General features: G+C 60.8%; 21 protein-coding genes and 1 pseudogene. 12 read left to right on the forward strand and 10 right to left on the reverse strand.

The window, feature by feature from the left end; all coding sequences use genetic code 11:
- Positions 1-20 precede the first annotated feature (20 nt).
- The 7 genes from AC0Z2B_RS16090 to AC0Z2B_RS16120 all read left to right on the forward strand — a co-directional run bounded on the left by AC0Z2B_RS16090 (position 21) and on the right by AC0Z2B_RS16120 (position 8748).
- A complete protein-coding gene (locus AC0Z2B_RS16090; protein WP_476297947.1) occupies positions 21-2375 on the forward strand; it encodes an FdhF/YdeP family oxidoreductase in 2355 nt (784 codons plus the stop codon).
- On the forward strand, positions 2359-3753 hold the full coding sequence (locus AC0Z2B_RS16095; RefSeq protein ID WP_476297949.1) for a cytochrome ubiquinol oxidase subunit I: 1395 nt from the start codon (positions 2359-2361) through the stop codon (positions 3751-3753). The genes AC0Z2B_RS16090 and AC0Z2B_RS16095 overlap by 17 nt, the downstream gene beginning before the upstream one ends.
- Complete coding sequence (gene cydB, locus AC0Z2B_RS16100) at positions 3746-4741, forward strand: cytochrome d ubiquinol oxidase subunit II (protein WP_476297951.1); 996 nt, start codon at positions 3746-3748, stop codon at positions 4739-4741. The genes AC0Z2B_RS16095 and cydB overlap by 8 nt, the downstream gene beginning before the upstream one ends.
- 174 nt (positions 4742-4915) lie before the next feature.
- Entirely contained in the window at positions 4916-5803 is an 888-nt protein-coding gene (locus AC0Z2B_RS16105; protein WP_476297953.1) for a manganese catalase family protein, read from the forward strand.
- Positions 5804-5918: 115 nt separating this feature from the next.
- Positions 5919-7277, forward strand: a complete 1359-nt coding sequence (locus AC0Z2B_RS16110; RefSeq protein WP_476297955.1) for an iron-containing redox enzyme family protein — start codon at positions 5919-5921, stop codon at positions 7275-7277.
- Positions 7277-8287 (forward strand): methyltransferase, encoded by a 1011-nt coding sequence (locus AC0Z2B_RS16115; protein ID WP_476297957.1) that lies wholly within the window; start codon positions 7277-7279, stop codon positions 8285-8287. The genes AC0Z2B_RS16110 and AC0Z2B_RS16115 overlap by 1 nt, the downstream gene beginning before the upstream one ends.
- Entirely contained in the window at positions 8284-8748 is a 465-nt protein-coding gene (locus AC0Z2B_RS16120) for a short chain dehydrogenase (protein ID WP_476297959.1), read from the forward strand. The genes AC0Z2B_RS16115 and AC0Z2B_RS16120 overlap by 4 nt, the downstream gene beginning before the upstream one ends.
- A gap of 447 nt (positions 8749-9195) precedes the next feature.
- Here the strand turns inward: AC0Z2B_RS16120 and AC0Z2B_RS16125 are convergent, their stop codons facing one another.
- The 5 genes from AC0Z2B_RS16125 to AC0Z2B_RS16145 form a co-directional block, all read right to left on the reverse strand.
- Positions 9196-9342, reverse strand: coding sequence for a hypothetical protein (locus tag AC0Z2B_RS16125; RefSeq protein ID WP_476297961.1), 147 nt, complete (start codon positions 9340-9342; stop codon positions 9196-9198).
- A 15-nt stretch (positions 9343-9357) separates the two neighbouring features.
- Complete coding sequence (locus tag AC0Z2B_RS16130; RefSeq protein WP_476297963.1) at positions 9358-9816, reverse strand: HhH-GDP family DNA glycosylase; 459 nt, start codon at positions 9814-9816, stop codon at positions 9358-9360.
- The gene (locus AC0Z2B_RS16135; protein WP_476297965.1) at positions 9813-10871 is read right to left on the reverse strand and encodes a zinc-binding metallopeptidase family protein; all 1059 of its coding nucleotides are present in this window, start codon (positions 10869-10871) and stop codon (positions 9813-9815) included. The genes AC0Z2B_RS16130 and AC0Z2B_RS16135 overlap by 4 nt, the downstream gene beginning before the upstream one ends.
- Positions 10872-10941: 70 nt before the next feature.
- The gene (locus tag AC0Z2B_RS16140) at positions 10942-11934 is read right to left on the reverse strand and encodes an SDR family oxidoreductase (RefSeq protein WP_476297967.1); all 993 of its coding nucleotides are present in this window, start codon (positions 11932-11934) and stop codon (positions 10942-10944) included.
- A gap of 24 nt (positions 11935-11958) precedes the next feature.
- On the reverse strand, positions 11959-12141 hold the full coding sequence (locus AC0Z2B_RS16145; protein WP_475503322.1) for a hypothetical protein: 183 nt from the start codon (positions 12139-12141) through the stop codon (positions 11959-11961).
- A 203-nt stretch (positions 12142-12344) separates the two neighbouring features.
- Here AC0Z2B_RS16145 and AC0Z2B_RS16150 point away from each other — a divergent pair, with 203 nt between their 5' ends.
- Positions 12345-13202 carry an SDR family oxidoreductase gene (locus AC0Z2B_RS16150; RefSeq protein ID WP_476297969.1) on the forward strand — a complete coding sequence of 286 codons (858 nt, stop codon included), beginning with the start codon at positions 12345-12347 and terminating at the stop codon, positions 13200-13202.
- Positions 13199-13444 (forward strand): hypothetical protein, encoded by a 246-nt coding sequence (locus AC0Z2B_RS16155; RefSeq protein ID WP_476297971.1) that lies wholly within the window; start codon positions 13199-13201, stop codon positions 13442-13444. The genes AC0Z2B_RS16150 and AC0Z2B_RS16155 overlap by 4 nt, the downstream gene beginning before the upstream one ends.
- A 248-nt stretch (positions 13445-13692) precedes the next feature.
- On the opposite strand, the gene AC0Z2B_RS16160 is transcribed toward AC0Z2B_RS16155, so the two are convergent.
- The 3 genes and pseudogenes from AC0Z2B_RS16160 to AC0Z2B_RS16170 all read right to left on the reverse strand — a co-directional run bounded on the left by AC0Z2B_RS16160 (position 13693) and on the right by AC0Z2B_RS16170 (position 16167).
- Positions 13693-14175 carry an NUDIX domain-containing protein gene (locus tag AC0Z2B_RS16160; protein ID WP_476297973.1) on the reverse strand — a complete coding sequence of 161 codons (483 nt, stop codon included), beginning with the start codon at positions 14173-14175 and terminating at the stop codon, positions 13693-13695.
- Positions 14176-14541: 366 nt separating this feature from the next.
- The gene (locus AC0Z2B_RS16165) at positions 14542-15009 is read right to left on the reverse strand and encodes a DUF1203 domain-containing protein (protein ID WP_476297975.1); all 468 of its coding nucleotides are present in this window, start codon (positions 15007-15009) and stop codon (positions 14542-14544) included.
- Positions 15010-15253: 244 nt separating this feature from the next.
- Positions 15254-16167, reverse strand: a pseudogene (locus AC0Z2B_RS16170) (LysR family transcriptional regulator).
- A 411-nt stretch (positions 16168-16578) separates the two neighbouring features.
- On the opposite strand from AC0Z2B_RS16170, the gene AC0Z2B_RS16175 reads away from it, so the two are divergent.
- Positions 16579-17796, forward strand: coding sequence for an MFS transporter (locus AC0Z2B_RS16175; protein WP_476297977.1), 1218 nt, complete (start codon positions 16579-16581; stop codon positions 17794-17796).
- A 133-nt stretch (positions 17797-17929) separates the two neighbouring features.
- Here the strand turns inward: AC0Z2B_RS16175 and AC0Z2B_RS16180 are convergent, their stop codons facing one another.
- Positions 17930-18238 carry a hypothetical protein gene (locus AC0Z2B_RS16180; RefSeq protein WP_476297979.1) on the reverse strand — a complete coding sequence of 103 codons (309 nt, stop codon included), beginning with the start codon at positions 18236-18238 and terminating at the stop codon, positions 17930-17932.
- A gap of 233 nt (positions 18239-18471) precedes the next feature.
- Positions 18472-18627, reverse strand: a complete 156-nt coding sequence (locus tag AC0Z2B_RS16185; RefSeq protein ID WP_476298075.1) for a helix-turn-helix domain-containing protein — start codon at positions 18625-18627, stop codon at positions 18472-18474.
- A 225-nt stretch (positions 18628-18852) separates the two neighbouring features.
- Here AC0Z2B_RS16185 and AC0Z2B_RS16190 point away from each other — a divergent pair, with 225 nt between their 5' ends.
- Both AC0Z2B_RS16190 and AC0Z2B_RS16195 read left to right on the forward strand, forming a co-directional pair.
- Positions 18853-19194: an integrative conjugative element protein, RAQPRD family gene (locus AC0Z2B_RS16190; protein WP_476297981.1), complete on the forward strand. Its 342-nt coding sequence runs from the start codon at positions 18853-18855 to the stop codon at positions 19192-19194.
- Positions 19181-19420, forward strand: a complete 240-nt coding sequence (locus tag AC0Z2B_RS16195) for a TIGR03758 family integrating conjugative element protein (RefSeq protein WP_475503327.1) — start codon at positions 19181-19183, stop codon at positions 19418-19420. The genes AC0Z2B_RS16190 and AC0Z2B_RS16195 overlap by 14 nt, the downstream gene beginning before the upstream one ends.
- Positions 19421-19426: the final 6 nt, after the last annotated feature.

Genomic DNA, 19426 nt, shown 5'->3' on the forward strand with positions numbered 1-19426 from the left:
CCACCTTGTGAGGCACGTTCATGCACCTACTCCATCCGCACGCCCGTTATCGCCCCTACACCCACGCCTCGGGTGGGTGGGGCTCGGCGCACTCGGTGATGTCTATCCTGTGGCGCGAGCAAGCCTTGCAGCGCGCGCCCTTGGCGCTGATGCGGCAAAACAAGCCCAACGGCTTTGCCTGCGTCAGTTGCGCCTGGGCCAAACCGGGCAACCCGCATGCCCTGGAGTTCTGCGAAAACGGCGCGAAGGCGACGGCCTGGGAGTTAACCGCCTACCGCACCGGCCCCGAGTTTTTCCAACGCCACACCTTGAGCGAACTGCGTGGCTGGACGGACTATGCACTGGAGCAGCATGGCCGCCTGACCCATCCCCTGCGCCATGACCCCGCGACGGACCGCTACCTGCCCACCACGTGGGAACAGGCGTATCGGGAAATAGGCGCGCAACTGCAACAGCTCGAGCCCGACGAGGTGGTGTTCTACGCCTCCGGTCGCGCGTCGTTGGAAGCCTCGTTCATGTACCAACTGCTGGCACGCGCCTATGGCACCAATAACCTGCCCGACAGTTCGAACATGTGTCACGAAAGTACCTCGGTGGGCCTGCAGGAAAGCATTGGCGTGCCAGTGGGGACCGTCACCCTGGCCGACTTCGAACAGACCGACTGCCTGTTCTTTTTCGGCCAGAACGTGGGCAGCAACAGCCCGCGGATGCTCCATCCGCTGCAAGCGGCACGCAAGCGCCAGGTCCCCATCATCACCTTCAACCCCATCCGCGAGCGCGGCCTGGAGCGCTTCGTCAACCCGCAGTCACCCAGTGAAATGCTCGGCCCGAACTCCACCGCGATCAGTACGCAGTACCATCAGGTGGCGATTGGTGGTGATACCGCAGCGGTCATCGGCATAGCCAAACACCTGCTGGAAATGGATCGGCTGGCGCTTGCCGAAGGGCAACCCGCGGTGCTCGACCATGGTTTTATCGCCGACCATACGCAAGGGTTCGACAGCTTCGTGGCCGAGGTGCACCGCCATGCCTGGGGGGAAATCGAGCAGCGCTCGGGGCTGAGCCGCAGCGCACTTGAGGCGGCCGCCACCGTGTATGCGCGCAGCCAGCGAGTGATGGTGGTATACGGCATGGGCATGACCCAGCACCGGCATGGCGTGGAGAACGTGCAAATGCTGGTCAACCTGTTGCTGCTGCGCGGCAATATCGGCAAGCCGGGCGCCGGCATCTGCCCGGTGCGTGGCCACTCCAACGTGCAAGGCCAGCGAACCGTGGGCATCACCGAGGCCCCGGACAAGGTACCCGGCGACATCATCGAGCAGCTGTTTGGTTTTAAACTGCCGACGCGCAAAGGCACCAGCACTGTCGACGCTTGCACCGGGGTGCTGGACGGCAGTATCAAGGGATTCATTGGCCTGGGCGGCAATTTCCTGCGCGCCGTGCCTGACACCCATCGCATGGAACCGGCATGGTCCGGCCTTGAGTTGCACGTGGAAGTGGCCACCAAGCTCAACCGCACCCACCTGATACCCGGCAAGCACACCTGGCTGTTGCCCTGCCTGGGGCGTATCGAGCGCGACCGCCAGGACGGCGTGGAGCAGGTCTACAGCACCGAGGACAGCACCGGCTGCGTGCACGGCTGGAAGGGCACCAGTGAGCCGGCCGGCGAGCATTTGCGCTCGGAGGTGGCAATCATCGCCGGACTGGCCGAGGTCACCCTCGGCGAACGCGTGCGCATCCCGTGGGCCGCCTGGCGTCGGGACTACGCGCTGATTCGCGCGGCGATCGGTCAGGTCTATCCCGCCATCTTCCATGACATGGAAAGCCGTATGTGGGAGCCGGGCGGCTTTCATCGTCCGCTGCCCGCCAGCCATCGCCAATGGCAAACCGACTCGGGCAAGGCGCTGTTCGTTACCCCGCGCAGCCTCGACGAGGACAGCGATGTCACCGTCGGCGCAACGCGGCGCGACGTGTTGCAACTGATGACGATCCGCAGCAACGACCAGTTCAACACCACGGTTTATGGCTATGACGATCGTTTTCGCGGGGTAAAGGGGACGCGCAGCGTCATCTTCCTCAACTTAAGCGACGTCATTCGCCTGGGACTGGCGCCGGGTGGCTGGGTGACCCTGCGCACCGCCATCGAACCGCAGGTGCGTCGTGAGGTAGGTCCGTTCCAGATCATCGCCTATGACATACCCGCCGGCTGTGCGGCTGCCTACTACCCCGAATGCAATGCCTTGGTGCCGTTGTGGCATTACGCTGAGCGCAGCAAGGTGCCCGCCGCCAAATCGGTGCCCATCACCCTGCACCCTGCCCTGCCTTCTGCAGCCGAGCGGGCCAACGAGCTGCCCCAGGGTGACCAGGTTGTTTGAACTAGTTGACGCGGCCTCGGCGCTGCTGGCCGCTCGGGTTCAGTTTGCCACCACCATCAGCTTCCACATCGTGCTGGCCGCTTTCAGCCTGGGCCTGGCCCAGTGGCTGCTGGTACTGGAGGCGATGTGGCTGTGGCGCGGCAATGCCCACGCGATGAACCTGTACCGCCGCTGGCTGAAGGTATTTGCCTTGACCGTGGCGGTGGGCACGGCCTCGGGGTTGGTGATGGAATACCAGTTTGGCCTCAACTGGGCGCCTCTGGCCAATCGGGCGGGCGCGATCATCGGGCCGCTGATGTTCTATGAGGTGCTGGTGGCGTTTTTCCTCGAGGCCGGATTTCTGGGGGTCATGTTGTTTGGCCTGCAACGGGTCGGGCCCCGGCTGCACTTTTTTGCCACCTGCGCGGTGGCGGCCGGATCATTGGCCAGCGCCTTCTGGATTCTGGCCGCCAACTCGTGGATGCAGACCCCGACGGGCTATTCCATCGACGCGGCGGGGCACTTTGTGGCCGAGGATTGGTGGGCAATCGTATTCAACCCCTCGTTCCCGTATCGCCTGGCGCACATGGTCATCGCCGCGCTATTGGGCACCGCCAGCCTGGTGGCCGGCGCCGGCGGCTGGCAACTGCTTCACGCGCCCGACAATCCGCGTGCGCGGTTGCAATACTCCATGGCCTTGTGGGTGCTGGCCGTTGCCATGCCGCTACAAATCGTGGTGGGCGACCTGCATGGCGAGCATAGCCTGGCCGTGCAGCCGCAGAAAGTGGCGGCCATCGAGGGTACGTGGAACCGGCCGCCCCCCGGTGCCGGCGAAGCGCTGCGGCTGTTCGCGCTGCCGGACATGGCCGCACGGCGCAACGACTACGAGTGGGCCATACCCCGCGTCGCGTCGCTGTACCTGACCCACGACCTGCACGGCACCATCGCCGGGCTGAACCAGTTTCCTGTGCAGGACAACCCGCCGATGCTGCCCGTATTCCTGGCCTTCCGCGTGATGGTGGGGCTTGGGGTATTGATGCTACTGCAAGGCCTGGCCGGGCTGTGGCTGCGGCGTCGACACCGCCTTGCCACCACGCGCTGGCTGCAGCGTGTCAGCGTGGCGATGGCGCCCGCCGGCTTCCTGGCAATGCTCAGTGGCTGGGTGGTCACCGAACTGGGCAGGCAACCGTTTACGGTATACGGCCTGCTGCGCACGGCAGACAGTCTGTCGCCGGTTTCTGCCGCCCAGGTATCAACGGCGACAGCGGCCATCGTGGTGTTCTACACGCTGGTATTCGCCGTGGGGCTGTGGGTGCTGTTGCGGCTTCTCGGACGGCCGCCGGATGCGCAGGAAGCCGGGCCGCAGCCGGGTTTGCCTGGGGCACGCGACCATGGCTGAGCCAAGCTGGCTAACCCTGCTCAGTGCTGGCGCCCTCGGCTTCTCGGTGCTGGCGTACGTGCTGCTGGACGGCACCGACCTGGGCGTCGGCATGCTGGTGGCGCTGGAGCGCCGTGAGGCACACCGGCAGGTCATGGTGCTGTCGATCCTGCCGGTGTGGGACGCTAATGAAACCTGGCTGGTGCTGGGCGGCGGTGGCCTGCTGGCGCTGTTCCCCCAGGCCTACGCGCTGTTGCTGCCGGCCCTTTATGTCCCCTTCCTGGTGATGTTCGCCGCGCTGGTATTGCGCGCCATGGCCCTGGAGTTTCGCGAACACGTCAGCCAGAAGCGCTTGCCAGACGCGGTGCTGGTGCTGGGCTCGCTGATTGCCACGCTGGCCCAGGGGCTGATCATGGGCACCCTGCTCCAGGGCATCACCTGGGCGCCGGGTGCTACCGGCGGCCAGTTCAACGGCACCGGCTGGGAATGGCTGCGGCCCTTCCCGCTGTTTTGCGCCGTGGCCCACGTCAGCGGCTATCTGTGGTTGGGCAGTTGTTGGCTGTACTGGCGCACCCAGGGGCCGCTGCAAGGGCGCAGCAAACGCCAGGCTGCATGGCTGGCCCCGGTGGCGGTGGTGCTGGTGGCGGGCGTTGTGGCCTGGGCCTCCCTGCTCAATGAGCACTACGCCGAACGGCTGTTGCAGGGCAGCCTGCTGCCCCCTGCCACAGGACTGGTGGCCGCGCTAATGGTGCTGTTTGCCCTTGGCCTGCGTGGGCGAAGGGATGTCTTGCCACTGGTGGCGGCACTGGGAATGGTGGTAGGGGGTTTCGGCCTCATGGCCTTTGCAGTGTTCCCGCTCATCGTGCCGCCCGCCCTGCCCCTCGCCCAGGCTGCCGCCGGGCCGCGCACACAGATGTTCGTATTGGTGGGTTTCGCGGCACTAGTGCCGATTACGCTGGCGTATAACACGTTTGGCTTCAGTTTGTTCGCTGGCAAAATTCGTGGGTGAAGGCTGCACCGGCTGTCGGCCTGAAGGGAGGAATCAGGCAGCGCCACGGTCGATCCCTTCGGTCACCTGCCCACTAAACAAATGTAACGATGACGAGTCACGCCTACTCGGAAAGTATGAGGGGGTTGCACGATCGTCCTGACCCGTGCGCCCCTCGCCTGAGAGGTGCATACCATGTTCCTGCATAATAAACGTCTGCAATACACCGTGCGCGTTGCGCAGCCCAATCCGGGTCTGACCAATCTGCTGCTTGAGCAATTCGGCGGCGCCCAGGGTGAACTGGCCGCTGCGTCGCGCTACTTCACCCAGGCCCTGGCCGAGGACGATCCAGGCCGCAAGGACCTGTTGATGGATATCGCCACCGAGGAGCTCAGCCACCTGGAAATCGTCGGCTCCATCATCGTCATGCTCAACAAGGGCGCCAAGGGCCACCTGGCCGAGGGCGTTGACGGGGAAGGCGAGCTGTACCGCGCCATCAACGGCGCTTGCAATGACTCGCACATCACCGCGCTGCTGTATGGCTGTGGCGCCCCATTGACCAACTCCGCCGGCGTGCCCTGGACCTCCGCCTACGTGGACACCATAGGCGAACCCACCGCCGACTTGCGTTCGAACATAGCCGCCGAGTCGCGGGCCAAAATCGTCTACGAACGCCTGATGAACGTCACCGATGACCCCGGCGTGAAAGAAGCGCTGGGCTTTCTGATGACCCGCGAGATCGCTCACCAACTGTCCTTCGAGAAAGCGCTGCATGCGATCCAGCCGAATTTCCCCCAAGGCAAGCTACCGGGCATGCCGGAGTTCACCAACGTGTATTTCAACATGTCCCAAGGGGACGGCGAAGTACGCGGGCCTTGGAACAGCGGCGAGGAATGGGAATTTGTCGCCAACCCTGAACCCGCCGTGGATGGCGGTGACGGCACCGCCAGCGTTGAGCTTGATGAAGAGGACCAGGAGCTGTTGCTGCAACTCAGTACCCGTACCGCGTCCGACCCTGCCAGCGACCCGGTAACCGGTGCCGACCTGGGTTCAGGTGGGCAGCCGGACCCTGAGGAAGCGTAAGGACTTGGGCGGCGGGAAGCGGCTGGTTCCCGCCAATCCCACCGTCTGCGAATCAGGTTGAATTTTCGTCGCCCCGCCGGTTTCACATGGGTACACAACGACAAAGTATCCCGCCATGACCGTTCTCAAGCCCCTTGTTGCCATTGCCTCCCTGCCCTGTGCCGAGCCCCGTGATGCAGTGAACATCTACCACGACTTGCTGCAAGGTGGGGGGCGAGTCGGCGAGGACAGCTTGCGCTCGTTCCTCAACCAGCACTTGGCGGCCGCTGCCGCCCTGCCCTGCGAGCTGCCGGATGACCCTGCGGCGTTGGCCGACTGGATGACCGCGAAAGTGAAGCAGGTCGCGCAGGACTACGCTCATTACCTGAAGAAGCGCCACGAGGGCGCTCCGCGCCGCTATTTCAGCGGCAAGGCCCACGCGCTGTATTTCCTGCAGCATGTGGCGCCCACCAAAATGGTGGATGGCGCCTGGCTGTACGGCACACTGCAACACGTCGACGACTGGCGTTACCAGGGCCTGATTCGCACCTATCTTGAAGAGCTGGGCGACGGTGAACCCGCCCTCAACCATGTGGCGCTGTACCGCAAACTGCTCGCCGACCACGACTGCGCCGCCACCCAGCCCCTGGATGCCGGCCTGTACGTGCAGGGTGCACTGCAACTGGCGCTGGGCACGGTAGGCGATGACTACCTGCCGGAGCTGATTGGCTACAACCTGGGTTACGAACAGCTGCCGCTGCATTTGCTGATTACCTCGTTCGAACTCAACGAGTTGGGTATCGACCCTTACTATTTCACCTTGCACGTCACCATCGACAACGCCAGCTGCGGACACGCACGCAAGGCCATCGAGGCCGTCTTCGCCTTCCTGGCCAAGAGCCCGGCGCCCGCCTCATTCCTGGAACGCATGCGCGCCGGCTATAACCTGAATGAATTGGGCGTGAGTTCGACAGGGGTGATCCAGGGATTCGACCTTGCGCACGAAGTGGTGGCCATGCTCGAGCGCAAACGCGAGTTTGGCCAGCACATGCATTCGGACTATTGCCAACTGGATGGCAAGACTGTCAATCAGTGGCTGCAGAAGCCCGCGCAAATTCCGGCATTTCTCGACGCCCTCCAGGCCAGGGGCTGGATCAAGCGCCACCAGGACCCAGCCTTGAGCCGGTTCTGGCAGTTGATCGACGGCCCTGGCGCCGCGATGTTTGGCGTATTCAACGGCTATGAGCAACAACTGCTGCACGAATGGATTGCCGGCACCTGGGAGGCCAGCCGGAACGGCCACCCCTTCCGCGCCCGCTTTCGCCACCGCAGTGCGGTCCAGACCGAAGACGATGCTGCCGAGCCGCTGGCCACGCCGCCTGACGCCTTGCGCTGCCTGGTCCCCCAGTTGCACCCCGGCAACCATGCAACTCCCGATGGCCTGCGCGCAACGCGCGCTTTCAGCCGGCTGCTCAGCAGCGCAGGAGGTCAATGATGCTTTCACAGCCCCTGCATTCAACGCCCCCGGCCGCAGACGCTGACGATCTGGGCTGCGACCTGTCTATCCTACAACTGGGCCGTCGCCTGCAAGCATCTGGCTACCGTTTTATCACTGTTACCCCGCTGAGCCACCAGCGGAACAACGCACGCGCCGAAAACCGGGTGGCCCGGCAGGTGCGCGACGTATTCGGCTGGAGCCGGCCGTTTGCCCGTGAATTGCTGCCCGCGGACGACTTCGATGCACTGGCCAGCGGCGGCGTGCTGCGCGAGCACGCGGGTCTGTGGGCCAGCGATATTCGCTGGTCCAGCCTGGACGACTTGCTACTGGTGCATTCCGCCTACCCCACGGTGGCCCATGATGCCGTGTTCTTCGGCCCGGATACTTACCGCTTCGCCCAAGCCATAGAGGCGCACCTGCTTGCCCGTACCCAACCTATCGAACGCGCCGTGGACATCGGCTGTGGCAGCGGCGTTGGCGCGGTGCTGATTGGCCGAGCCCGCCCCGCCGCCCAGGTGCTCGCTGTCGACATCAACCCCACGGCGCTGCGTTACACCGCCGTCAACGCGGCACTGGCCGGCGTGAACAACGTCACTGCCTGGCACAGCGACATCCTGGCCGGCACGGAAGGTGACTTTGATTTGATCGTCGCCAACCCGCCGTACATGCATGACACCCAAGGGCGCGCCTACCGCGACGGCGGTGAAGGCCTCGGTTCGGCGCTGTCGGTACGCATAGCCGCCCAGGCGCTGGGGCGCCTGAGACCAGGCGGCACGCTGCTGCTGTATACCGGTGCGCCTTCGGTCGAGGGCCAGGATCTGTTTCTGCAGCAGGTCCAGCCATTGCTGGAGGCCTCGGGGTCTCAATGGGACTACCGGGAATTGGACCCCGACGTGTTCGGTGAAGAACTGGACACTCCCAGCTACCAGACTGCAGAGCGTATAGCCGCAGTGCTGATGACGGTCACGCGACTACCCCGAACATTACCCGGAGATCTGCCAGCATGAATTCATTAAGTGGTATGAAACCAGGCGAACGGTACAACATCGAGCACCCAGGTGACGGTTCCCATTTTCACGGATTTTTCTTAGACGAAAAGTATTACCTGAGCCCCGACCTGTTGACCGCGGTGGGCTGGCTCGAAGACCAGCAATTCTTGTACGACGCGCTGGACGGTAACGGTGAACCGTTATTTCCCGAACGCAGAGTGGGCTTTATCGAAGACTTGATGCTGACCTTGCACGACGGCTCGCAGCTGCGCCTCGCGGTACTCCCCGTCCACCTCGACGCTGATGAGGCGCACGAACCTTGGGCCGCCTCAATGCCTGCGAACGCAATGCTCACGCCATCGGGAACATCAGTCCAAGGTGGATCAAATCCCGGACGCCTAAGCCGTGCCCTATGCACCCTGGTGGCGGTGGGCGTTGGCGCATACCTGATGGCCCGCCTTTATCGCCGGCGTCATTAAGAGGCTGGTCCAATCACCATTATCGAAAGTTTCTTTACCCCGTAGTAGTGGTGGTCACGCGCAGAAATGCGTCAGTCGATTTCTCGGTAGCGTGCATCGTCACAGTTTTGGAAGCTATGACAAGCGTCGCCGAGATCGGCAAAATATCTTGGCAGTGGCGTTCAGGTTTATGCTTCGTCGCGCAACCTTTGCGAGATTCGATACCAGCTTGGCCGCCAGGTGACGCCCGACCGTGGGTTCATTGTCCTCCTGGATATTGAGCGGGACGACATGCCCGCGTAATTCCTACCTGGGAATGACCTTATTGTGCAAGCGTTAGAGGCGGTTCGCTGCCCGCCACCGGGCGTTGCTTCCGAGAGGGTCAGGGAGTTCTCTCGCGAAGACTTTCCTATCAAGCCGGTATTTTCAGAACTAAATATGTTTTGAGTTCAGGCGGCTCTCGCATGCTTATCCGGCGCCTCGCTCTTCCTCCGGCTCATCATCAGCCTCGTCGTCGGAAGGCTCAGCACGTTCTTTCCGGTTCTTGGCGGGATCGTTGACGAAAGGTACGCGATCGGGACCTTGTTCTTCCAAACCTTCTGTTTGTGGTTGCATAGTTGTTGCTCCTGATTAGTACGGTTTGAGGAGATCAGCCGAAGCATCGTTCAGCGTTCCCGCCGCTTCGCGCATGAATATCTCCACAGTTTTGGGCCCCACCCCTTCAAAGCTTAGTAGCCACTGCTCGAAGTCGGCGACCCGGTGAACCCCAGTGCACAACGTACGGAGTTGTGGTTGCAGTTCCTCGCTAACGCGTTGGACCAGTACCCGCAAACGCCTCGCGGTGGATTCGTCATATCGCGCATAGCCGGCCTCGCCCAACCACCTGACGAACTGGGCATGACTGCACTTGGCTAATTGTTCAGGCGTGCCCACCCCCTCCTGGTCGACCAGCCGATGAAAAGCCTTAACCGCCACAGAGGTGTGAATCCGCTTGCCGATCAGAAAACTGGCCAGAAGCCATTTAAACAGGCCGTTGCCACCGGGCTCGTTGATATCAATACCCAAGTCCGCAGCGGTGACGGCGATCATGTTTGCCCCTGCATGAGAAAGCGGGTCAAGCTCTTTGCACAGGCCTCTATACCCGCCGGCAACACTATCTCGAAGCCATGGGTGTTCTCGGTGGGGATGGCGATACAACCCGCCCGGCCAAGGGCCCCTACTGCCAATATCGCACTGGCGTCAGAGGCAAAATCCACCAGAAACGCCGGTTGCGGCGTGTAGCCAGCCTGTTGCGTGGCGGCAATCAATGCATCGGTGACCGAACGGGTGTAATGGCCTTTTTCGTCGCCAACTACGACGATGGGGTTTGCCGATAGCTCGGTGCCATACTCCGTTGCAATCGGGCCGACTTCCACCGCAACGGCGGTACGACATGGCAAATGGTGTGCTGCGAACAGTGCCCCTGCGTTGGTTTCCTCCTCCATGGTGGTGAAGGCGAAGTAAGTGTCCTGGGCTAAGCGGCTTGGCGTTAGGGCAACCATGGCAGCCGCTTGCAGGACTGCTACCACAGGTGCGCGGTCATCCATGAAGTGCGCGCCAATAGCATCCTGAAGGTAAAACGGTTTGCGCCAGTGCTGGCTGAGCACCACTCGGGTGCCAGCTCGAATGCCTTGCTCCTCCAATTGCCTGCGGCTTTGCCGGGTGACCACGTGCACGTCCCGCCAGTGCACATTGCCATCCTGAACGTCGGCTCCCTGCGGCGATTGCCGAGTCACATGCATGCTGCCAAACGAAAGCACGCCAGGCAGCACGGCAGCATCGCCCAGAATATCGACCGGGCACATGCCGAAATTGACCGGGTTGGCGCCGCCCAACGCGGTGACCTGCAATGAACCATCGTCGTTGATGGTGCGGACTGCCATGGCGATTTCGTCCAGATGCGCCATGATCAGCATGCCGGATGTCGCGGTCTGGGCATGGTCGGTGGGAGAGTTGGGCGCGCGAATCAGCCCGATCAGGTTGCCTGCATCATCGATCCAGGTTTCATCGCAATGCTCGCGCAATTCGCGCTCGCATATCACCCTCACCTCTTCCTCTTCGCCTCCAGGGCCTCTGGCGTACAGCAGTTCTTCAAGCAGTTGCATAGGATGCATCATGACTCCTTGAGTTGCCTTTACCTTCCGGGAAGCGAGCCCGCCACCGGCAATTGGGTACTCAGGGCTGCCCGGCTCCCCCTGAGGCACCGAACACCTGACCGGTCACATACGTGGACTTAGCCGACGCCAGTTGCACGTACAGTGAGGCGATTTCCGATGGCTGGCCTGGACGTTTGAGCGGCGTGTCACTGCCAAACGCCTTCAGTTTTTCCATGGTTTGACCACCACTGACCTGCAATGGGGTCCAAAACGGTCCAGGCGCAACTGCGTTGACGCGTATACCTCGATCCGCCAATTGCTTGGCCAGGCACTTGCTGAAGTTGGCGATGCCAGCCTTGGTCATGGAGTAGTCGAGCAGATTCTTCGACGGGTCGTAGGCATTGACCGACGCGGTGTAGACGATGGCGGCTCCCTCCAGCATCAGCGCAACTGCGGCCTTGGTGACCCAGAACATGGCGTAGAGGTTGGTCTTGACCGTCCAGTCGAATTGATCGTCTGGGATATCCAGGATCGAATCGAAGCTGTGCTGGCGGCCGGCGTTGCTGATCAGAACATCCAGCCCACCCAAGGCCTGATGGGCCTGCTGCACCAGGCTTCGACAGAATTCCGGGTCACGCAGATCACCGGGCAACGCCACTGCCTTGCGGCCGGCGTCCTGGATTAACTTCACCACTTCCCTGGCGTCCGGCTCTTCGGCAGGCAAGTAGTTAATGGCGACATCGGCGCCTTCCCGAGCGAAGGCAATCGCCACCGCACGGCCAATGCCGGAATCACCGCCGGTGATCAACGCCTTGCGACCGACCAACTGGCCGCTGCCTTGATAGCTATGCTCGCCATGATCCGGGCGCGGGCTCATGCTTCCTGCCAGTCCCGGCCAAGGTTGTGACTGCTCGGTAAACGGCGGCTTGGGGAAACCACCCTGCGGGTTACGCAACGGCGCAGTGGCAGTCGCTGTCGCCGCTTGCGCCATTGAAGGCGCGGCGATACCGACGGCGGCGGTTATGGCAGCACCTTGAAGCAGGTAACGGCGCGAGGGTTTGAAGTCTTCCATGAAAGTGCTCCTGACATTTAAAAGTTACTGGTTGGCTTTGCCAGGCTCGCCGGCCGGGGTGGCCTCGCCAGTGGGCGCGTCCGGTTTTTGCATTTGCACGGAAGCCTTACTGCGGTCAGCGCCCTCGGCAGGGTGATCGGTTTCATTGAAGCAACCGTGCAGCATGAACACGCAGCAGGCCAGACCGATCAGTTGAGTGGTTTTCATGATGGGGGTCTCCTTGGTAAGCCGTTTCAAAAGGGAGAGCCGCACGGGCTTGAAAGTTCAGCTCAATTTCAGTGCGTGGTTGGCCCTGAGCCCTGCGCGCCCGACGGCCCGCTGGTCGAGGTAGACCGCGATCCGACTCAACTTTTACCTCGCCTCAGGGTTCTCAAGCACGTACCCGCTGCAAATTCAAGGAGGCCTCAATCATGCGTAACTATCCCAAACCGCCTTTCCCCAGCCAGCCTCAAGCAGTGCCGGGGTCGCAACGCAAAATGGACCCAGTGCCCGACTGCGGTGAGCAAAGCTACCAAGGCAGCGGCAAGTTGGCAGGCAAGATTGCACTTATCACCGGCGCCGACAGCGGCATTGGTCGTGCCGTGGCGATCGCTTTTGCCCGTGAAGGCGCCGACGTTGCCGTCGCCTACCTGGACGAGCACGAAGACGCACGAGAGACCGCGCGCTGGGTGGAAGCCGCTGGCCGTCAGTGCTTGCTGTTGCCAGGCGATGTGGCGAAGAAACAGGTTTGCCAGCAACTCGTCGACGATACGGTTGCCCGCTTTGGGCGTATTGATGTGCTGGTCAACAACGCAGCCTTTCAAATGACCCACGAACGCTTCGAGGACATCACGGATGAAGAATGGGTTAAGACCTTCGATATCAACATTACCGCCATGTTCCGTCTCTGCCAGGCTGCGGTGCCCTTCATGTCGGCGGGCGCCTCAATCATCAACACCAGCTCGGTTAATTCCGACACCCCCAAGCCGACGCTGCTTGCCTATGCCACAACGAAAGGCGCCATCGCCAACTTCAGCGCCGGCTTGGCGCAGTTACTTGGAGAACGAGGCATACGGGTCAACAGCGTTGCACCGGGCCCCATCTGGACGCCACTGATCGTGGCCACCATGCCTGATGAAGAGGTGACTCAGTTCGGTTCCCAGACACCGTTGGGGCGCCCTGGCCAACCCGTGGAAGTCGCGCCGATTTATGTGCTGCTGGCCTCGGACGAAGGTAGCTACATCTCCGGCACCCGCTACGGCGTTACTGGCGGCAAGCCCATCCTATGATCGATTGGGTCCAATGGCCGGCGATGGCGGTCACTATCTTCGCCGCCTGGTTCACCGGTTCTACTCAGGCGAGGCGGCGGATCATCGGTTTTTGGTGTTTCATACTGAGCAATGCACTCTGGGTGATTTGGGGCTGGCATGATCATGCCTACGCATTGATCACATTGGAGGTCTCGCTGGGCGCAATGAATTTACGAGGATTCAAGAAAAATCTGGGCATGCGCCAAGATGGGGGTAAATAGCCAAGCCGACGCTGAATATGCCGTTGAAACAACGGTGTAATTGACGCTGGCAGAGTCGGGGGCCGGGTTGGGAGCAGGATTGCCAACATGCCCTTTTCCGAGCCTGGGTACATCATATTTGCACCGATTGATACCCGTCACTGATGGCCGCTATCGGCCGGAGGCTGCCCCCCGCCCAAATGCCACGGCTCAGCCCTACGCCGTAGCCGCCAGGCTGGGCTGACCTCTGAATACCCTGAACATCCCAATCAGACCGACCTGATGTCCCTGCGGAATGTCCGGAGTATCAATTTTGAATGCGTCGTTAAACTGAGGGTCTCTAGATGATGGTTGCACCATCGACACTCTGTAATCTCGTTCAAAGGCATTGCCGCAAAGTAGTCTTTCTCGAAGTCTGCGATGAAAATAAAATGCTCAACGGAAAGGGTCTCAAATCTTGCGATAAGCACCATCCCGATGGGCTTCAAACCTGTCTCCTCCTCCAGTTCTCGAAATGCTGCGCTCTTCGGTGATTCGGACCGCATGGGACGTCCTCCCGGGAGATTCCATTTTGATCCTGCCCTACGGACAAAAAGCACCTGGGCTCCTCGACGACAGATGACAGTAGCTCGCTGCTTCACTGAGTTTCCTAACCGACCATGTTCTGCTAAGCATAGTTCGACCTTAATGAAAGGATCGGGGTTTCGCAATAACAAATGACAAATGTGTGCGCGGTCATAACTAAGCCTCATTTGAGATGACTATCGCTGATGCCAGCTTTCGGCCAGAAGCGGCCCTCCAGCCGGACGGCTAAGGCTCGGCCACGCACTGTAGCCGCTGCCGACAGGCTGCGCTGGCCGCTGGTACGCTGAAGATTGCCAGTGTGGTCGAAGGCCAGCGCAGCCTGCGGCAGCGGCTACAGTGCTGGGGCTGGCCATCCGCAATGGCTCGAATGCAGCCTCTGGGTAAATTCAGCAACGCGGGCTCAGACCAGGCGAGGCCGCTCCGCGAAGCTAACCAGCGTCGTAGCTTTCCCTTCGAGTCAATGCTTGCCAAGAGGGAATATCGGCCAGAAATGGACGGTCGGATACGCCTCAGGCAACCGATTAAGGCTAGGTCTACGCACGGTCTATGCGTGCTGAGTAGCACCCTTGCTTAGCATGATGAGCATGAATGTAGCTGACACGGGGGTCGGCGAACATTCGGTTGATCACCAATTCGACCTTGGCTCCTGCAACTACGTCGGCATCAACCATCATGCCGCTCTCTGCGTAGGCGCGAAGTGACAGCAGCCGAATCCGCATGGATTCCGGAACTTGGTCAACCGAATCGTACGCCTGTGTCGCGCCTTCCCGGACGAAGATCGCATGGGAAGCGCGATACGGGGTATCCGCCGACTGGCAGACATGATTGAGCAATAGCACAGTCTGACCTATCTCCGCGTCCTTCATTTCGATACGGTCTGGAAAGCCTGGCTTGCTATCTACTCGGTAGCGCATGACCCCGAGTACTTCCAGATCCTTCTCTGGTCGTCCGAACAGTGCCACGAAGGGCTCAGGTGAAAGGCCGGATATACGGTAAGCCATGGGCGTCTCCTATGCTGGGCGTAGTATGAAAACGGATGCTCTGCGGTCGCGCTATCCGTTTCTTGCTCTGCCGACTTCCCGCCCGAAGCTGCGTTTAGAGAAAATCTACATTCGGCCCGGAAGTAACTGGCCTGACCCCGAAGTCGGCGGCGGGACTGGCGTGCATGGGACGTGAAAAATTGTCACGAGCTGGTAAAGCTCCACCTGCTACGCGCCCGTTTAGCGGTGCACATTCTGCGTAGGATCAATGCTCCCCTACCTTCGCCGCCAACGTTTGCTGAATCATATCGACAAATGCCCTCACCAACGGGCGGCGCTCATGCTTGCGGGTAAGCACCAATAGCGGCGCGCAGGCATCGGGTTCGGCCAGCGGCCGGTAGGTCACTCGCCTCGCTTCGCCAAGGTCTGCGTGCACTCGGGCACCACCGCCACGCCCCGGCCCGCAGCTACCAGCGCGATGATCGAGGTGATCTGCTTGCCGGTGGGCGCGGGCCGACGCGTGAGGGCGTGGCGGCGGTAGAGGGTGTCGACGATTTCGTTAAGGCCAGAGCCGTAGTCCGTCGGGAAGGCGATCAGCGGGTAAGCACTCAATTGCGCCAACGTCACCTGCGTCTGCCGGGCGAGGGGACTATCACTGGCGACGGCGGCTATCAGTGGCTCGTTGCCAAGACATAGGGCCTGAACGGCAGCCTCGTCGCACGGTGGCTGCATGAGGCTCATGCCGATATCCAGGCGGCCTTCGATGATATGCGCCCATTGGGTACTGGAGGCGCCTTCCTCCAGGCTCAACTGCACGTCCGGCCATGCGAAGCAGAAAGCCTGGATGGTCTGGCTGAAAACGTCCGACAGAGCGATGGAGCTGGCGTAGCCCACCGCCAAGTTCCCCATGACACCTGCGGCCAGTTTACTGGTGATGGCCTGCGTCAGCTCCACCTGCTCCAGCACCGCGCGGGCGTAGGGCAGGAAGTGCCGGCCCTCTGCGGTGAGGATGACGTTGCGAGAACTGCGGTCGAACAAGCGAAAACCCAGTTCAGCCTCCAGTGCCGAGATCTGCCGCGTCAACGGCGGTTGCGCGATGTGCAGGCGCGTTGCGGCACGGCCAAAGTGTAACTCATCGCTCACCATCAGAAAGTAACGCAGCCGGCGCAGGTCGATCATGCTCATCCTTGGGTATCAATCGGTCCGAAAAGGGTATTGGATCCTTTCGTCGGCCTATCTTATAAAATAGTTCGAAAATATAACGAATGTTTTTATGAATCCTTCCATTCGTAGCCTTGTTCCCGTGTGGATGCGCGGTGACTGGCCCCCTGCACCTGCACCCTGGCGGTGGATCGCTGTAGCCCTTGGCAACGGCGCAGTTCAACCCTACCGTAGCGGAGCGCTGAAGTACTGATCCTGATGGCCTGTTATCGCTGGGGCACATGGTGACGCTGTGCCTCGAAGGTCGTCGAATGCCGCGCAAGAGCACTTATTTCACACTCAAGTAGCAGGGTGGAATACTCCTGGCGACGCTGGTGTGAGGCGTCCCGCCCGGCAATAACTTGTTTACGTACTAGAAGGATCTGGATCATGGCAGTTGAAACACAAGTACCCATCCAAAGCGATACCCGACGATTACTACCGGTCGCAGTGGTGGTCTTTCTCGGTCTAATGGCCATGGGCATGCCGCTGGCGTCTGTCCCACTTTGGGTCCATGGGCAACTGGGCTACGGTATGTTGGTAGTCGGCTGTGTGATGGGCATCGAGTCTGTGGCTACCTTGCTGACCCGGCACTTTGCTGGCACTGCCGCCGACCGTCGCGGTCCTAAATGGACAGTCATGCTCGGCCTGAGTGGGAGTGCGATCTCCGGTGGTTGCTACCTGGTCGCGGCGCAGCTGGTTGAAACGCCTCTGATCAGCCTTGTAGCTATTATCGCCGGGCGTATTGCTATGGGCTTCGCTCAAGGCCAGTTATTCACTGGTGGCAGTACTTGGCCGATCGGCATGTTCGGTGCCGCAAAGGCGGGCAAGGCACTGTCATGGATCGGTATCGCCATGTTCGGTGGCATTTCCGCAGGCGCCGCAGTGGCCGCATTGCTGGGTGAGGTGGTGAGCTTTGCATGGGTTTCACTGGTGACCATGTTCATCCCCCTGGTGGGTTTGATCCTCGCCCTGCGCACCCCTGGTGCCAGACTGGTCCATTCCGTGGAGAAATCCCTGAGGATAGGAGAGCTGCTGAGCAAGATCTGGCGTCCTGGCTTAGTGTTTGCCTTGGCCACGGTGGGTTATGTGACGGTATCTTCGTTCATCACTTTGACCTACGCTCAGTACCAGTGGAACGGTGCCGGTTATGCCCTGGCCGCCTTCGGCGCTGGCTATGTGGGTGCGCGCCTATTGCTGGGTTCGCGATCGGACACTGCGGTGGGGCCTAACATGGCATTACTGATGTTGGTCATTGAGGCAGCAGGCCAGGGCGTGTTGTGGATGGCTCCGACACCAGGCTACGCCATTCTCGGTGCACTACTGAGCGGCTTCGGCGTGTCAATGATCTATCCGCTGTTTGCACTGGTGGCGATTCGCAACATTCCGCACCATAGCTTGGGCCTAGCTATCGGTTTTTACGACGCCTGTTTCGATATCTCCATCGGCCTAGCCGCACCGCTTGCCGGCCTGTTAGCCCGCCAGGAGGGCATGGCGGTGGTGTTCCTGATCGGTACGGGGGCGACCCTGTTGGCGATGCTCGCAACGCTTTATGCATACGCCTATGCTGCGCGGGATGCTTCCAGTCCAACCGCTACGTGTCTTTAATCGGCAGCAATCGGCCAATAGCTGACCTCTGCGAATGACAGCTATGGGTCGAGAATGGGCCTTGAAAAGAACGGCTTCAAAAAAGGGGGCAGATCACTATTTTTATATGTGATCTGCCTCCTTTTCCCACACCTCAACTAGTAACCAGGTTGGTATCTACAAATCGGTAGGTAAACTCCATGGGGTCGGCAGCAAGGCCATTCTGGTGCATGTAGTTGCAATAGGAGTGCCATTGGGCGTTGATCAGGCCGGGAAGGTCATCTGGGAGATCCATCTGTTTGGCGACTATGTCAAACCAAACTCCCTGGATGGCGTAGGTCTCGCGTAGCTTGGGTTCAAGTTGGGCCAGAGCACTCAACTGCCCGGGCTCAAGCCTGCCAATGGATTTTAAAATGTAGCAATCCACTAGCTTTAGAAATGGCTTGCCTTCGTAGCGGCTCATGGTTGCCTCCTTGCGCATGGGGTGATGGATGAATTCAACCACATACTCAAACGCCCCGCACCTCAACCAAAGGCGGGCGTTTTCCTACGGGTATCAGCGGCGATCAGTTCACGAGAGAAGCCCTCATCCATAAGGCGCTCCAGCATCGTGTGCAAACGTCAGTTTCTCGCTGCACGCCGCATTTCGCCAACGACCGCTTCGGGTCGTTAGCGGTCAGCCGCCGTCGGGGTTTCTCACCTCTTTGCGTCCGGTGCGAATGAGTAGAATGAAGGCGGTCGGCCCAAGACTCGTCGGAACATAGTGGCAAACGCCCCTGGGCTGTCATATCCCATCTCCAGGGCAATAGTCGTCACGCTGCGGCCAATTGCAGCCATTGCGGTTAAGCACATTCGATGGAAAAAGTTCAGAGTTGGCGCTGTTCCCCACTGATTTGAGGCTTTACCGCTTTTTGTAATAGCGACCAAGCTGCCTGCTGTTGGAGATTCAGCTTACCTGCTCGGGGCCCCGACCGCTGAACTTGGACATGAAAGTGACCAGGCTCTGATCAATATCCGTCAAGCGAAAAACTCACAAGTTAGTCACGGTAGTACCAGACATGCCGGGGATAAATTGTGATGACATTTCCTTTGATACCGAGACTCTGTTTTCTAGCTGTCCTGCTCCCGCTTCCCGCCTTGGCGCAAGAGGGGGTAGAGGCCCGCGACCTGGGGTTGATCGTCAAACAGCTAGATGCCATCGCTCGTCTGGTTGACCGATCACAGCTTGCCGCGCCTCCCGCTGGTGAGCCTCGCTATCGCTTTGACTACGGGCAACTCTCCCAAGACCTTCAACACATACGCCTGGGGGTTAACGACTACCTGAGCCCCTCGCGCGCCCAACCCAACGAGCTCATCCAGTTATATGGATCTTACTGCGCCAACGAGCCAACGGCGGACACAAGCCATGAGCATGACTGACACCCAAATCAGCGCGTTCACTGCGGCTGCCGGCTTTGCGCCTCAATTGAGTTCGGTGCTGTGGCGTTCGACAGTCCTGGTGCTGGCATTGCTGTGGTGCGCCTGGGCGCTGTGGACGGGCTACCGGGGTTGGGCGGCCGGCAACCTCAGTTTCGGTGCCCTCGGCGGGAGCACGGCGCGCCTCGCGCAAGCCCTAATCGTGCTGATGTTTTTCATGCTGTCCTGACTACAG

The sequence above is a fragment of the Pseudomonas sp. GYB4201 genome (assembly GCF_056312595.1).

Excerpts from the sequence above, each read along its gene's own strand:
- AC0Z2B_RS16165 (WP_476297975.1), bottom strand. The coding sequence starts at position 15,009 with ATGGCTTACCGTATATCCGGCCTTTCACCTGAGCCCTTCGTGGCACTG.
- AC0Z2B_RS16175 (WP_476297977.1), top strand. The coding sequence starts at position 16,579 with ATGGCAGTTGAAACACAAGTACCCATCCAAAGCGATACCCGACGATTA.
- AC0Z2B_RS16150 (WP_476297969.1), top strand. The coding sequence starts at position 12,345 with ATGCGTAACTATCCCAAACCGCCTTTCCCCAGCCAGCCTCAAGCAGTG.
- AC0Z2B_RS16120 (WP_476297959.1), top strand. The coding sequence starts at position 8,284 with ATGAATTCATTAAGTGGTATGAAACCAGGCGAACGGTACAACATCGAG.
- AC0Z2B_RS16130 (WP_476297963.1), bottom strand. The coding sequence starts at position 9,816 with ATGATCGCCGTCACCGCTGCGGACTTGGGTATTGATATCAACGAGCCC.
- AC0Z2B_RS16190 (WP_476297981.1), top strand. The coding sequence starts at position 18,853 with ATGACATTTCCTTTGATACCGAGACTCTGTTTTCTAGCTGTCCTGCTC.
- AC0Z2B_RS16160 (WP_476297973.1), bottom strand. The coding sequence starts at position 14,175 with ATGAGGCTTAGTTATGACCGCGCACACATTTGTCATTTGTTATTGCGA.
- AC0Z2B_RS16185 (WP_476298075.1), bottom strand. The coding sequence starts at position 18,627 with ATGTGCTTAACCGCAATGGCTGCAATTGGCCGCAGCGTGACGACTATT.
- AC0Z2B_RS16110 (WP_476297955.1), top strand. The coding sequence starts at position 5,919 with ATGACCGTTCTCAAGCCCCTTGTTGCCATTGCCTCCCTGCCCTGTGCC.
- cydB (WP_476297951.1), top strand. The coding sequence starts at position 3,746 with ATGGCTGAGCCAAGCTGGCTAACCCTGCTCAGTGCTGGCGCCCTCGGC.
- AC0Z2B_RS16145 (WP_475503322.1), bottom strand. The coding sequence starts at position 12,141 with ATGAAAACCACTCAACTGATCGGTCTGGCCTGCTGCGTGTTCATGCTG.
- AC0Z2B_RS16105 (WP_476297953.1), top strand. The coding sequence starts at position 4,916 with ATGTTCCTGCATAATAAACGTCTGCAATACACCGTGCGCGTTGCGCAG.
- AC0Z2B_RS16115 (WP_476297957.1), top strand. The coding sequence starts at position 7,277 with ATGCTTTCACAGCCCCTGCATTCAACGCCCCCGGCCGCAGACGCTGAC.
- AC0Z2B_RS16125 (WP_476297961.1), bottom strand. The coding sequence starts at position 9,342 with ATGCAACCACAAACAGAAGGTTTGGAAGAACAAGGTCCCGATCGCGTA.
- AC0Z2B_RS16090 (WP_476297947.1), top strand. The coding sequence starts at position 21 with ATGCACCTACTCCATCCGCACGCCCGTTATCGCCCCTACACCCACGCC.
- AC0Z2B_RS16155 (WP_476297971.1), top strand. The coding sequence starts at position 13,199 with ATGATCGATTGGGTCCAATGGCCGGCGATGGCGGTCACTATCTTCGCC.
- AC0Z2B_RS16180 (WP_476297979.1), bottom strand. The coding sequence starts at position 18,238 with ATGAGCCGCTACGAAGGCAAGCCATTTCTAAAGCTAGTGGATTGCTAC.
- AC0Z2B_RS16140 (WP_476297967.1), bottom strand. The coding sequence starts at position 11,934 with ATGGAAGACTTCAAACCCTCGCGCCGTTACCTGCTTCAAGGTGCTGCC.
- AC0Z2B_RS16195 (WP_475503327.1), top strand. The coding sequence starts at position 19,181 with ATGAGCATGACTGACACCCAAATCAGCGCGTTCACTGCGGCTGCCGGC.
- AC0Z2B_RS16135 (WP_476297965.1), bottom strand. The coding sequence starts at position 10,871 with ATGCAACTGCTTGAAGAACTGCTGTACGCCAGAGGCCCTGGAGGCGAA.